The following is a 13,060-nucleotide window of genomic DNA, read 5'->3' as shown; positions in this document are numbered from 1 at the left end:
CGCTTTTTGGGCCTATTCTTCTGTTTGAGTGTTCACGCTGGTAATTTGCGCTGGAATGTCATCGGTGCGGGTTCTGCTGGTGGGGAAATGACAAGAAAAAACGCTGCCTGTTCCAGGCTGACTGTGGATTTGCAGTTTGGCATCGTGGTGCAGTAACACATGTTTAACGATGGCTAGACCTAAGCCAGTGCCGCCGGTTTTTGAGCCACGACCTTTGTCGACACGAAAGAATCGCTCGGTAAGGCGAGGTATATGTCTTGGATCGATGCCGATGCCGGTGTCTTTCACCGAAAACACCCCATTAGCCTGATTGGCTTCCCATTTAATGGTGATGTCGCCGCCATCGGGTGAATACTTGATGGCGTTGACAATAAGATTCGAAAAAGCGCTGTAGAGTTCTTTGTAAGAGCCATACAGCCGTGCGTTGTCAGGAATATCCAGTGTTAAGCTGTGCTCGTCGGTCAATATTGGCATGGTAGAGCTGGTGATCGCCTGCACAATGCCTGAGACGGTGTGCCACTGGTTCTCTTCGCGTTTGTCGTTGCTTTCTAAACGCGACAGTAACAACAAATCTTCAATCAATTGCTCCATGCGTTCAGACTGTTCCGACATGTTGACTATGCCTTTTTGCATACTTTTTGGCAGGCTATCTTTGAACATGTCTAGGGTTTCTAAATAGCCCTTGATCACAGTGAGCGGTGTTTTCAGCTCGTGAGAGGCGTTGGCGACGAAGTCTTTGCGCATTTGCTCAAGGAGGTGCAAACGAGTTACGTCGCGAATAAAAATCAAGTGATCGTTTTTGTCGTATAGGGTGGTTTGTATTTCCAGATACACCCCTTCTTTGGCTGGAGATTTGATCACCAAAGGTTCGCCAAAACGTTTTTGGCTAAAGTAACGGAAGAAGTCAGGGTTACGCAGAATATTGGTGATGGCTTGACCGCGATCCACAGGGCGCACTAGGCCTAAAAAGTGCGCGGCTGAGTTGTTCCACCATTCTAAATTGCCTTGGTTGTCGGCCATGATAACGCCTTCTTTTAAGGCGGTGGTGGAGCTTTCGACACGAGTCAGCGCTTGGCGCATGCGGCGTTTGGATTTACGTTGTTTCTTTTGTAAGCGGTATACCGCATCGAACACATCGCCCCAAATGCCAGAGGCCTCGGGCGGTGCGGCTTTGCCCGAATGACGCAACCAGTCATGAAATTGATACAGTTGGTACAGTTGCCAGTACAAGGTGCCTAACACGTACAGCAGTAAAACCCCCATAATCTGACCGATAATAAAGCCGATGACGATGCAGGCGGCAAAGCCCGATAGCCAGGTAATAAAGGTGTTACGCCACACTGTTTTCATACGGACCTTTTTGCTGAGAAGCGGTAGCCTGTTCCCCGTACGGTTTGTATTAAGAAATCGTGGGAGCTACCAATGGCTTTGCGTAGACGGCGAATGTGCACATCAACAGTTCGTTCTTCTACATAGACATTTCCACCCCAGACTTGATCCAGCAATTGCGCTCTTGAGTAGGCGCGCTCTTGGTGGGTCATGAGGAATTTGAGCAGACGGTATTCCGTCGGCCCCATATCTAAAGGACGGCTGCCTATGGTAACCCGTTGACTGATGGGATCAAGCACCAAACCTTCAATTTCGATTGGGTCATCGACGCCTTGTGGGGTGGCACGGCGCAACACGGCTTTGAGTCGTGCGACCAACTCACGTGGTGAAAAAGGCTTGGTTATGTAGTCGTCTGCACCCACCTCAAGACCTTGAATCTTGTTATCTTCTTCACTTTTCGCGGTCAATATAATGACTGGGATTTCAGCGGTGGTTGAGTCTTTTTTGAGCCGACGGGTCAGCTCAATGCCACTGCCGCCGGGCATCATCCAATCAACAAGAATCAAGTCAGGGCGATGATCGACAACGATTTCATGGCCTTGTTGTATGTTTTCTGCTTCGAAATATTCATAGCCTGCCATTTCAAGGGCGATGGCGATCATTTCACGTATGGACGATTCGTCGTCTATGATTAATACTTTTTTACCGGTCACAGGATCTATCCTCATCTCAGGAACGGTTTTATTAAAGCCGTCATATGTGACAATCCGGTTACATTGTCACAACTTTGCCATATATTACACAAAATAGTTGGCGACTAAGCCGATGAAGACACAGTAACCCACGCGGTTGTTGTCCAGAAAAGAGCGGAAACACGCTTGTCGATCCCGTTGTTTGGCTTGTTGGTATTGGCGATAAAACAAACCAATACAGACCAATAAAGCAACAAAATAGGGCCAGGTTAGTCCTGCAAGAATGCCGATCCAAGTCAACAAGGACAAGGTTAAGCCTTGCAAGCACAGGATCACCAGAAGGTCGTAACGACCAAATAAAATAGCCGTGGATTTGATGCCGATTTTCACATCGTCAGGGCGATCGGTGATGGCGTAATAGGTGTCGTAGGCGATGGTCCAAAAACAATTGGCGACGAACAACATCCACAAAAGAGGGTCGGTTAACGTGCCGCCTTGGGCGCTGTAAGCCATGGGAATGGCCCACGAGAAAGCTAAGCCCAAGAACAATTGGGGCAGGTGAGTATAGCGCTTCATAAAGGGATACAAAGCCGCCAGCCCTAGGCCGATAAAAGACAGTAAAATGGTGTGAAAATCGGTAAAAAGCACCAACACAAAGCTTAATACGCATAAACCGGCAAAGAGCAACAAGGCTTCTTTTTCCGACACTCGACCCGATGGTAAGGGGCGATTTTTTGTGCGTTCTACATGGCCATCTACCTTGCGATCGGCGTAGTCGTTAATCACACAGCCAGCTGAGCGCATGCTGAACACACCGAGGACAAAAATCACTACCAGATGCCATTGGGGTAGGCCACCAGCGGCGAGCCACAGCGCCCATAAGGTTGGCCACATTAGCAACAAGGAGCCGATAGGGCGATTGAATCGAGTGAGTTCAGCGTAGTTCTTCAGTTTGTTCATGCTTGTCCAAATGTCGATTATTTGTGTTAAGAGGCGTTATGTTACAAGAGTACAAAAGGCGGTTTGAGATACTGAAGGTCGTCGAAGAAGGCTTCATTGACCAAGATACCAGGGCCATACTGCTGAAAAACAGAGCGTCTTGCCCACAATGGTGAGGGCTGATTAGGAAATAAGTTTTTCGGTAACTGAGTGGCCTCGATACCGCTGCGTTTTAAGGCGCGATGCTGAAACAAATAACCGCCTAAGGGTTTATTTTTCAGGTGTTTTACCTGTCGCCAATGGCCGCGTAATGATCGCGCTGGAATGATGGAGCGGGCGTAGATCATCGGGCAACCATCGACCGTTAACAACACGGTGCGAACGCGTACCGTTTCCCGTGGGCGTAACTTGAGGCGCTTGCGTTCGCGTGCGGTGGGCGCTCCCCAAGCATCGTCAAGTACTTTGACCACCAAGGTACCTAGTGACTGTAATTTTGCGGTTAACGACTCGTCTGTGGTCAACCAAGGCCAGAGATTTTTCGGCACACTGGTTTTATTGATACGATGAATGGGCGACCAGCGGTAGTTAAACTGCTGAGCCACAGAAGGGTTCATCATGGTTGGCTTGTTGACCGTCATGTCAGGTTACGCATTCAATTGATTAATGAGGGCGACGATTTTGTGCAATTCAGTCGATTGTTGATAAATGGTATCACGACAATCTTCGGCTTGCTCCAGTGTTAAACCAAGATCGTGTAAAATTGCTGACTCAATAGAGCCGTTATGCAACAGTTGATGGCTTAGGTAAAGCAACTTGGCCAGTTGTTGGTGTTGTCCTTGATACCTTGGTTGCTTGCTGTAACGGATCGACATCCAGATGGTGTCGGGTAAATTCCAATGGCGCAGCAACCAAGCGCCAATCTGCTCTCTGGTGAAGTGCAACATGTGCATTTCGGTTAGCTCGGTAGGTAAATGGGCATTGGCGTCTTGGCAGCGAGAGAGAATCGAAAAGTGAGGCGGTAAAATAGCGCTGATCGCCAAGTAGCCAAAGTTATGCAGTAAGCCAGCTAAGTAGGCGTGGCCTAAACTAGGGCGTTGAGACGCAGGCATTTTTTTAACCAAGGATTCTATCAATACGGCGCTGGACACCGAGTCTAGCCAGAAATCTTCGTAATGGCGCAAGTTATTGTCCGCAGCAGAAAATGCGTTGCTCAACGACAAACCGAGTGCCAAATTCATCACCACATCAAAACCTAGTACACGAATGATGGCGTCTTCGACCGATGCGATCGGGCCGGGCGCTCCGTAATAGGGCGACGCCGCCCAGCTGACAACTTGAGCGGCGAGACTTGGGTCTAGCGCGATTACATCGCATAAATCGTCTGTGCCTGCGGTTTTGTCGTTAGACAATCGAATCACTCGATGGGATGACGCGGGTAGCGGCGGGATTTCTAGGGTTTCTTCGATGCGTTTTTTCAGACGAATGGATTGAAATCGGCCGAGTGCTTGCAAGATTTGCATGTCGTCATCTTGATGATGAGTAGCGGCACGTTTTATGTGTTTGACTGGGATGGATATGTCCTCAAAGCGGTTTAATGGCCCTGAAAACAGGGTTTTTAGTTCGTCTGAGGTGATGTCCCGCGGTGGTGCACCGGCTTGGCTTGAAATAGAATAGGTCGAGCCGGCCAATAGGCTCTGGGCTAAAATAGTATTGAGGTTATTGGGTTTGACTAGGGTGTCGCCAGCCCGTTGATAGTAGCTCATAGGCTCAAAACGGCGCTTAGTAATGCGCGATATGGCTGACATGTCTAACATATGATTTTTAGGAAAAATAACCCGTAAGCGGCCAGTATGATCCGCCAAATGTACTATGCATAAGGTTTCATTTGACTGAAGGTGGGCAGATGATTCCATACATTTCCCTGTAACGCGTTATAGACAATAAAAAAGCCCCCTAAGGAGCTTTTTTACTATAACAGACTTTATCCGATTGTTCTGATTAGTGATTCAGAATCTGACTAAGGAACATCTGAGTTCGGTCGTGTTGAGGGTTATCAAAGAACTCATGGGGCTCATTGGCTTCGACAATCTCCCCCGCATCCATGAACACAACGCGGTCAGCAACGGTTTTGGCAAAGCCCATTTCGTGCGTGACACACACCATGGTCATGCCTTCTTCTGCCAATTGCACCATTACGTCGAGTACTTCTTTGATCATTTCTGGGTCAAGCGCTGAGGTTGGCTCATCAAACAACATGATGCGTGGTTGCATACACAAACCACGAGCGATCGCTACACGTTGTTGCTGACCACCAGACAATTGACCTGGGTACTTGAGTGCTTGGTTAGCGATTTTAACCCGCTCCAAGTAGTGCATGGCCATTTCTTCTGCTTGCTTTTTAGGTTGCTTACGAACCCAAATTGGTGCCAGTGTTAGGTTTTCCAGAATCGTCAAATGTGGGAACAAGTTAAAGTGTTGGAACACCATGCCCACGTCTTTACGGATCGCTTCGATGTTCTTTAAGTTATTGTTCATCTCCACGCCATCCACCAAAATTGTGCCTTTTTGGTGTTCTTCTAGACGATTGATGCAGCGCGTCATAGTTGATTTACCGGAACCAGACGGTCCACAAACTACGATACGCTCGCCTTTTTTGATACTGAAATTGATATTCTTAAGTACGTGGAAATCCCCGTACCACTTGTTTACATCGTTAAATTCGATGATTGCTTCTTCGCCCTTTTCGAGTTGAGCACGAGCCATATTTGTACTTGTCATAATAAAGACCTCAAATTCTTAACTAATTTCGCTTGTGCCCAGTTTCTAACTTGCGCTCGATTCTCATACTGTAGCGCGACATACCAAAACACGCGGCCCAATAGACAAAACCGGCAAAGGCATAGCCTTCAATGGTGGTTCCCAGCCAGCTGGAATCGTGGGTGGCAGCTTGAATCCTGCCCAGTAAGTCAAACATACCCACAATGTACACAAGTGTGGTGTCTTTAAACAAACCGATAAAGGTGTTTACTATGCCTGGAATCACCAGTTTTAACGCTTGTGGCAAAATAACCAGAATCATGGATTGCCAATAGGTCAAACCCATAGCATCGGCGGCTTCGTATTGTCCTTTTGGAATGGCTTGCAAGCCACCACGAATCACTTCAGCCATATAGGCCGCGGAGAAAAGTGTGATACCAATCAACACACGTAATAGCTTGTTGAAGTTCATGCCCTCTGGCAAAAACAGTGGAATCATCACAGACGCCATAAACAAGATGGTGATCAGTGGCACAGCACGAATCGTCTCAATGAAGACAATACAAACCGATTTGGCGATGGGCATATTTGATTGACGACCCAGCGCCAGCAGTACACCCAGCGGCAAAGACGCAACAATACCAACCACACCTAAGAGTGTGGTGAGGAATAAGCCACCCCACAAAGAGGTTTCTACGACTTCTAATCCGAACACGCCGCCAGCAAATAAGAAGTACGCAACAACGGGATAGACAAGGATGATCACCAAAGATAAGTACAGTTTATTGACGGTTTTCACCGCAAACACACCAATCAATATCACCAGAGCGATCAGCGCTAAATTAATCCGCCATGTTTCCTCGGAAGGATAAAGGCCATACATGAACTGTTTAAAATACACGCCAACAAAAGCCCAACAGGCTCCGCCAGCAGTACATTCTGCTTTAGAGGCGCCAGTGAAGGTTGCATTGACAAAGCCCCACTCGACCACGGGTGGAATCAGTAAATACATCACATAAACGCTGAACAGGGTTAAAAATACATTGAGTGGGGACGACAGCAAATTCTGACGTACCCATGCCACTGCACCAACAGAGTTAACTGGTGGTGGAAGGCTTGGTGATGGTTTAAATTCAATAGCCATGTTCTTCCTCCTAGCGCTCTGTTAACGACATTTTTTTGTTGTACCAGTTCATAAATACGGAAATGGTCAAACTCAAGGTGCCGTACACCAGCATACAAAGACCAATGTTTTCGATCGCCTGACCGGTTTGGTTAAGCGTGGTACCCATAACTACCGCGACCAATTCAGGGTAAGCAATGGCAGCGCCCAAAGACGAGTTTTTCGCCAAGTTTAGGAATTGGCTCGTTAGAGGTGGAATGATCACGCGCAATGCTTGTGGTAAAACGATTAAGCGCTGAGTCAAACTGTCTTTTAGCCCCAAAGAACGTGCGGCTTCGGTTTGCCCCCAGTTGACCGACAAAATACCCGCACGAACGATTTCGGCAATAAAAGCACCCGTGTAAGTAGAAAGGGCGACTAATACGGCGACAAACTCCGGTGGTAATACCATTCCGCCGGTGACGTTAAAACGACTTTTTTGTGGTAAATCAAACTCGATAGGAAAGCCTGCAACCGCAAGCGCCAAAAAGGTAATCACCACGATGATACCCAAGGATGACCAGTAAGCAGGAAACCAAAGGCCGGTACGAGTTTGGCGTTTTTTCGCCCATACGATCAGCGCAATAGAGGCGACAAGCGACAGTATAAAACCTGCGATAACCACGCTAAAACCATCTTGCGTGATCGGATTGGGGGAATAAATGCCCCGTTTGTTCAGAAAGAAATCACCAAATATGATGCTGTTTTTAGGAATAGGAAGTGTGGCCAGTACCGCAAAGTACCAAAAGAACATTTGCAGTAACAAAGGAATATTACGCAGTGTTTCAACGTAAACCGTAGCCAATCGTGCGACTAACCAGTTATTTGAAAGGCGTGCTAAGCCCATGATAACGCCAATAATGGTCGCTAATACGATCCCCATTAAGGAGATGACAACGGTATTAATTAATGCGACAACGAATGCGCGCCCGTATGTATCGGCCTCTGTGTAATCAATTAGGTGAAGAAGGACGGGAAATCCGGCTGGTTGGTTTAAAAAGGCAAAACCAGTAGAAATACCTTGGTCGGACAGGTTGGCCTGTAAATTACTAAATAAATAATAACCTACGAACACCACGACCGCTAAAAGCACAATTTGAAAGATCAGGGCGCGATTGGCCGCATCGTTCAAAAAGCTCTTGTTACTTGAAGTTGTTTTTTCGCTCATCTTGGTTCAGGCAATTGAAATGCTCGTCAGATGTGGAAGGGAAAGGGAAGAATTGTGCGGCTCGGTGAGAGCCGCACAATAGATACCCAAGCGGGGAGCTTTAGGTATTAACGTACTGGTGGCGCGTACATAACACCACCTTCTGTCCATAGTTTGTTAATACCACGTGGAAGATCAACCGGTGTGGTGGAACCCAAGTTGCGCTCAAATACTTCGCCGTAGTTACCGACTTTAGCGATGATGTTGTAAGCCCAATCAGCAGGAAGACCAAGTTGTGCACCCATATCGCCTTCAACACCTAGAAGACGTTTGACACCTGGGTCAATCGTTTCGCTTTTGATTTTGGCTACGTTTTTAGAGGTGATGCCCATTTCTTCTGCGTTAACCTGAACAAACATCGCCCAAGTGACAATGTCTTTCCATTGGTTATCGCCGTGACGAACCACAGGACCTAGAGGTTCTTTGGAAATAGTTTCATCAAGAATTACGTGAGCATTTGGGCTAGCTAACTTAGTACGGTGAGCCGCTAGACCAGACTTATCGGTAGTAAATACATCACAACGACCTGATGCGTAGGCCGCTAACGCTTCGTCGGCCTTTTGAACTACTACAGGCACGTAAGATAATTTATGCTTACGGAAAAAGTCTGCCATGTTCAATTCTGTTGTTGTGCCTTGCTCAGTACAAACTGTTGCCCCGTCAAGATCCATTGCCGAAGTCACACCCAGATCTTTACGTACCATGAAACCTTGACCGTCGTAAAAGTTAACCGCGGTGAAGTCTAGACCCAAAGACGTGTCGCGAGTGTAAGTCCAAGTAGTGTTACGAGACAGCACATCGATCTCACCAGACTGTAACGCAGTGAAACGCTCTTTGGCAGATAATGGGGTGAATTTAACTTTTTGTGCATCGCCGAAGATAGCCGCTGCGGTAGCGCGACAAGCGTCTACATCGATACCAGACCAGTTACCGTCAGAGTCAGCGTTAGAAAAACCTGGAACACCTTGGCTTACGCCACATTGAATAAAGCCTTTTGCTTTTACATCGTCTAGTGTTGCAGCCATTGCACCAGCGCTGATAGTTGCAGCGATTGCGGCAGTCGAAAGTAGTTTACCAACGTTCGATTTCATTATTGAGCCTCCCAGGCGTTTTATAGATGTTGTTATCTTGCTGAATATTTCGTTTTAGACTGTTGTGTCTGTGTTGAATTAACCAGCAAGGTTAGTGCCAACATCCAATTGTTCTTGTTGTTAGGGATATATAGAGGATTCTTCTAAAAGATCATCTCACATCCTTATAGAATGATGGTTTTAGGGCTCAGTCAAGCAGAAAGTAGCAGGCAAAGCGCACAAACAGCCTGATTTATTGCACGATTGATATGCTTTGTCGCTGGGAAAATCCTGACATTTTGGACAGAATTCGAGCGTGAACGCCCAAAAAACGCAGGCTTGAGCTTATTTTTAGAATTTGTTTTGCACCGTGTTGGAGCGATATCTTATTCTGGCAGCACTGTTTTGATACAAATTGTATCTACTGCCTTGTTTCGGTGCTTTGTATACATATTTTTGGCGTAATAACTGGGTCAGCTCACAATATATTCAAGAAAGCGCTTTCCATATTTTGCAATCTGCATGGTAGACTTAGTGAAAATTGACGTCACGTAAGGAGATCCATATCTGATGGATAACTCAGCAAAACCGCTTGATCGCCTAGACAAAAAAATTCTTCGAGAGCTGCAAATCAATGGGCGCTTATCGAACGTAGAGTTAGCAAGCCGTGTTGGCCTAAGTGCCACGCCTTGCTTGGAGCGTGTGCGTCGTTTAGAGCGAAATGGTTACATTACCGGCTATTGCGCCTTAGTGAACCCGAAAAAAGTGGATGCGGGCTTATTGGTTTTTGTGGAAATTCGCTTAAAAACCACCTCGCCAGAAGGCTTTAATGAATTCAAAAACGCAGTGACGGAGATTCCAGAAATTCTCGAATGTCACCTTATTGCTGGGGATTTTGAATACTTGCTAAAAGCGCGCGTGTCGAACATGGATTCCTATCGACTGCTGCTAGGTGAAACCTTGTTAACCTTGCCCCACGTTCGTGAATCTCGCACCTATGTGGCGATGGAAGAAGTCAAAAGCACGACGGTCGTCAGTATCCCTTAACTTTCTAGTCCTTACCTTTTGTTGTAGTGATCACAACGCGCAGGCTTAACCTAGTAATTGGCTGAGTATGCGCTGAAGCTTTACCGGCCCAATTCCTTTTATATTTAACACGGCTTTTTCTGATGCAAAAGGCCGTTCTGCGACCAGCTTTTCCAGCACTCTTCTCGGAATGCCTTTGACGCTTAAAAGCTTGTCCACTTTGGTTGTATTAATGGCGAGATAGCCATCTGAGCAACCAATGGCGTTTTTTTTTACCGAATGTTGAGGCGTCAGAGCGGTTGGCTGATTGGGTTTAGGTTTTGAAGGCTTAGGCTCAACGCGATAAGGCAGGCCAAAATACGCCGAATCACACACGACATATTCTTCGCCATTCCACTCGCTCAGTTGCAACACAAGCTGCCATAAACCGGCAGGCGGCTCATTAAAGATCAAGTCGTACGAACATTGGCTAAGAAAATGCTGGTCTTTTATTTCGCCCAGCGTGGTAGAAGCCAAGACGGTCTCATCCACTTCGTGTTCACTGCCCTTTGGAAAGGCACAAAATTGAAGTCGCAAGGTGCCGCTGAGGTTATCTGCCATGCGGTGATTGCTGATCTGCTCAATAGAAAGGACAACACGGTCTTGCTCTATATAGTAAGCACAACCTTGCACTGTGATGTTAGCGTCGTACGCGTGACAGGTATCGACCTTCATGATATTTCCTTTTAGGAACCTTAACGATGAGAGATTTTTGATCAATATTCCGACACTTGCAAGCAAAATCCCGCTCAATCAAACATTGAGATACTGATCGTGATTCGGTAACCAGCGCGACAGTAAAGGCGATACGTGATCTGGGTATTGGCGATACAAGAGACTGGCGGCTTTTTGTACATCGTCTAGCAGGCCTTTGTCTCGTTGTAGGTCTGCCACTTTAAACTCCCACAAGCCGGTTTGACGCGTGCCGAGCAATTCCCCTGGGCCGCGTAATTCCAAGTCTTTTTCCGCGATTTTGAAGCCGTCGCTGGTTTCTCGCATGGTCGATAAGCGCTCTTTACCTTGTTGTCCTAACGGCGCTTTATAAAGCAGCACGCAATAGCTGGCGGCTTGGCCTCGACCAACACGCCCACGCAACTGATGCAGCTGAGCCAGACCCAGCCGCTCTGGATTTTCGATCACCATTAAGCTGGAATTGGGCACGTCAACACCCACTTCGATCACAGTGGTGGCGACCAATAATTGAATCTCGCCCGCTTTGAATTTCGCCATGATGTCGGCTTTTTCTTGAGATTTGAGTCGTCCATGCACTAAGCCGATCGATAAGTTTCCAAGTTGTTCTTGTAATAAGATCGCGGTGTCTTCGGCAGCTTGGCATTGCAACGCTTCGGACTCTTCAATCAGGGTACAAACCCAGTAGGCTTGCTTGCCTTCTTCACAGGCGCTTTTTACCCGATCGATGACCTCTTGGCGACGTTGGTCCGACACCACCACTGTGTTCACCGGCGTTCGTCCGGGGGGCAGTTCGTCAATAATAGAACAGTCTAAGTCGGCATAGGCCGACATAGCCAAAGTCCGAGGAATGGGCGTCGCGGTCATGATCAACTGATGAGGTTGAACCCCGTGTTTCATGCCTTTTTCTCGCAGGGCCATACGCTGGTGAACGCCGAATCTGTGTTGTTCGTCGATCACGGCCAAGGCCAAACGATCAAATTCGACCGTGTCCTGAAATAAGGCGTGGGTGCCCACAACAATGTGCGCTGCGCCGGAGGCGATGTCGGCCAGTTCTTTTTCCCGCGCCTTGCCCTTAAGCTTGCCAATCATCCACGCCACTTTTAAGCCTAACGGCTCGAACCACTGGGTGAAATTATGATAATGCTGCTCGGCGAGAATTTCCGTGGGGGCCATAATCGCCACCTGATAACCGGCTTGCACCACAGAGGCCGCAGCGAGCGCCGCAACCAAGGTTTTGCCTGAGCCTACATCGCCCTGCACCAAGCGCAACATGGGTTGACCAGTGCCGAGATCGCGTAGAATTTCTTCGAATACTCGTTGTTGGGCATTCGTCGGCGAAAAAGGCAATTGCGCCAGTAATTGTTGGCTGAGGTCCCCCGGGGTGTGAATTTTGACCGCCGCATCTTGCTTAGCTTTGATGCGTTTGCCGATGAGGGACAGCTGGTGCGCCATCAGCTCCTCGAAAGACAAGCGATATTGCGCTGGGTGCACGCCCGCTCGTAATTGCTCGAGATCCACGTCTCTTGAGGGGTGATGAAGAAAGTGAATGGCGTCGGACAAAGGCGGCAAGCTGAACTGGGTACGAATATCGTCGGGCAGCCATTCTTGTAAATTATAAGGGGTTAATCGCTCTAGGGCTTGTTCGCATAATTGGCGAATTTTGGTTTGCGTGACGCCTTCGGTGAGCGGATAAATGGGCGTTAGTTGTGCGCTTTCGGCTTGTGTTTCTTCGTCGCCGATCAGCTTGTATTCAGGGTGATAGATTTCAAACCCTGCGCTGCCACGACGAATCTCTCCAAAACAACGCACGCGCTTTCCCGTTTCGAGCTGCTTTTTTTGCGCGGCCGAAAAATGAAAAAACCGCAAACACAAGGAGCCAGTATGATCCTTGATGCGACACAACAGGCTGCGGCGTTTGCCCATCTTGATTTCGGTACCGGTGATTTGGCCTTCAATCACGGCTTCGTCACCAAAACGCAGCTGACCCATTGGCACCACGCGGGTTCTGTCTTGATAACGAATAGGAAGGTGAAACAACACATCTTGCACCGTATGAAGGTGCAGTTTCGCGAGCTTGTCGGCCATGGCGTTGCCGACGCCCTTTAGCTCGCGCACATCTTGTGTGTCCAAACCGTCGATCATACTG

General features: G+C 47.9%; 12 protein-coding genes. 1 reads left to right on the top strand and 11 read right to left on the bottom strand.

The genetic code is table 11. The features are described from left to right. Positions 1-12: 12 nt before the first annotated feature. From phoR to J9B83_RS03770, 9 genes are all read right to left on the bottom strand, one after another. Positions 13-1,350: a phosphate regulon sensor histidine kinase PhoR gene (gene phoR, locus J9B83_RS03810; RefSeq protein ID WP_211535410.1), complete on the bottom strand. Its 1,338-nt coding sequence runs from the start codon at positions 1,348-1,350 to the stop codon at positions 13-15. Continuing rightward, positions 1,347-2,042 (bottom strand): phosphate regulon transcriptional regulator PhoB, encoded by a 696-nt coding sequence (gene phoB, locus J9B83_RS03805; protein ID WP_211535409.1) that lies wholly within the window; start codon positions 2,040-2,042, stop codon positions 1,347-1,349. The genes phoR and phoB overlap by 4 nt, the downstream gene beginning before the upstream one ends. A gap of 84 nt (positions 2,043-2,126) precedes the next feature. Beyond that, positions 2,127-2,981 carry a 4-hydroxybenzoate octaprenyltransferase gene (ubiA, locus tag J9B83_RS03800; protein ID WP_211535408.1) on the bottom strand — a complete coding sequence of 285 codons (855 nt, stop codon included), beginning with the start codon at positions 2,979-2,981 and terminating at the stop codon, positions 2,127-2,129. 41 nt (positions 2,982-3,022) lie between these two features. Then, positions 3,023-3,598, bottom strand: a complete 576-nt coding sequence (locus J9B83_RS03795) for a chorismate--pyruvate lyase family protein (RefSeq protein WP_211535407.1) — start codon at positions 3,596-3,598, stop codon at positions 3,023-3,025. A 6-nt stretch (positions 3,599-3,604) separates the two neighbouring features. Continuing rightward, positions 3,605-4,873 carry an HDOD domain-containing protein gene (locus tag J9B83_RS03790; RefSeq protein WP_211535406.1) on the bottom strand — a complete coding sequence of 423 codons (1,269 nt, stop codon included), beginning with the start codon at positions 4,871-4,873 and terminating at the stop codon, positions 3,605-3,607. 85 nt (positions 4,874-4,958) lie between these two features. Further along, complete coding sequence (locus tag J9B83_RS03785) at positions 4,959-5,738, bottom strand: amino acid ABC transporter ATP-binding protein (RefSeq protein ID WP_328797689.1); 780 nt, start codon at positions 5,736-5,738, stop codon at positions 4,959-4,961. Positions 5,739-5,760: 22 nt separating this feature from the next. Next, complete coding sequence (locus J9B83_RS03780; RefSeq protein ID WP_211535405.1) at positions 5,761-6,861, bottom strand: amino acid ABC transporter permease; 1,101 nt, start codon at positions 6,859-6,861, stop codon at positions 5,761-5,763. Between the two features lie 10 nt (positions 6,862-6,871). Beyond that, positions 6,872-8,047 carry an amino acid ABC transporter permease gene (locus tag J9B83_RS03775; RefSeq protein WP_211535404.1) on the bottom strand — a complete coding sequence of 392 codons (1,176 nt, stop codon included), beginning with the start codon at positions 8,045-8,047 and terminating at the stop codon, positions 6,872-6,874. Between the two features lie 107 nt (positions 8,048-8,154). Beyond that, entirely contained in the window at positions 8,155-9,177 is a 1,023-nt protein-coding gene (locus tag J9B83_RS03770) for an amino acid ABC transporter substrate-binding protein (RefSeq protein WP_211535403.1), read from the bottom strand. Positions 9,178-9,726: 549 nt separating this feature from the next. Between J9B83_RS03770 and lrp the strand changes: the two genes are divergently transcribed. Beyond that, positions 9,727-10,203, top strand: coding sequence for a leucine-responsive transcriptional regulator Lrp (gene lrp, locus J9B83_RS03765; RefSeq protein WP_456238172.1), 477 nt, complete (start codon positions 9,727-9,729; stop codon positions 10,201-10,203). A 45-nt stretch (positions 10,204-10,248) separates the two neighbouring features. On the opposite strand, the gene J9B83_RS03760 is transcribed toward lrp, so the two are convergent. Together J9B83_RS03760 and recG are read right to left on the bottom strand one after the other, a co-directional pair. Next, positions 10,249-10,896 (bottom strand): helix-hairpin-helix domain-containing protein, encoded by a 648-nt coding sequence (locus J9B83_RS03760; RefSeq protein WP_211535402.1) that lies wholly within the window; start codon positions 10,894-10,896, stop codon positions 10,249-10,251. Positions 10,897-10,974: 78 nt separating this feature from the next. Continuing rightward, positions 10,975-13,056 carry an ATP-dependent DNA helicase RecG gene (gene recG, locus J9B83_RS03755; protein ID WP_211535401.1) on the bottom strand — a complete coding sequence of 694 codons (2,082 nt, stop codon included), beginning with the start codon at positions 13,054-13,056 and terminating at the stop codon, positions 10,975-10,977. Between the last annotated feature and the right edge of the window lie 4 nt (positions 13,057-13,060).

Source organism: Marinomonas vulgaris (assembly GCF_018145875.1).
In the GTDB taxonomy this organism is placed as follows: Bacteria; Pseudomonadota; Gammaproteobacteria; order Pseudomonadales; family Marinomonadaceae; genus Marinomonas; species Marinomonas vulgaris.
Note: the sequence above shows the minus strand (reverse complement) of the source record. Positions and strands in the feature narration are given on the sequence as shown.

Bases quoted from the DNA above. Each gene is read 5' to 3' on its own strand.
- J9B83_RS03775 (WP_211535404.1), bottom strand. From the start codon at position 8,047: ATGAGCGAAAAAACAACTTCAAGTAACAAGAGCTTTTTGAACGATGCG.
- J9B83_RS03785 (WP_328797689.1), bottom strand. From the start codon at position 5,738: ATGACAAGTACAAATATGGCTCGTGCTCAACTCGAAAAGGGCGAAGAA.
- J9B83_RS03770 (WP_211535403.1), bottom strand. From the start codon at position 9,177: ATGAAATCGAACGTTGGTAAACTACTTTCGACTGCCGCAATCGCTGCA.
- ubiA (WP_211535408.1), bottom strand. From the start codon at position 2,981: ATGAACAAACTGAAGAACTACGCTGAACTCACTCGATTCAATCGCCCT.
- lrp (WP_456238172.1), top strand. From the start codon at position 9,727: ATGGATAACTCAGCAAAACCGCTTGATCGCCTAGACAAAAAAATTCTT.
- J9B83_RS03790 (WP_211535406.1), bottom strand. From the start codon at position 4,873: ATGGAATCATCTGCCCACCTTCAGTCAAATGAAACCTTATGCATAGTA.
- J9B83_RS03760 (WP_211535402.1), bottom strand. From the start codon at position 10,896: ATGAAGGTCGATACCTGTCACGCGTACGACGCTAACATCACAGTGCAA.
- J9B83_RS03795 (WP_211535407.1), bottom strand. From the start codon at position 3,598: ATGACGGTCAACAAGCCAACCATGATGAACCCTTCTGTGGCTCAGCAG.
- recG (WP_211535401.1), bottom strand. From the start codon at position 13,056: ATGATCGACGGTTTGGACACACAAGATGTGCGCGAGCTAAAGGGCGTC.
- phoR (WP_211535410.1), bottom strand. From the start codon at position 1,350: ATGAAAACAGTGTGGCGTAACACCTTTATTACCTGGCTATCGGGCTTT.
- J9B83_RS03780 (WP_211535405.1), bottom strand. From the start codon at position 6,861: ATGGCTATTGAATTTAAACCATCACCAAGCCTTCCACCACCAGTTAAC.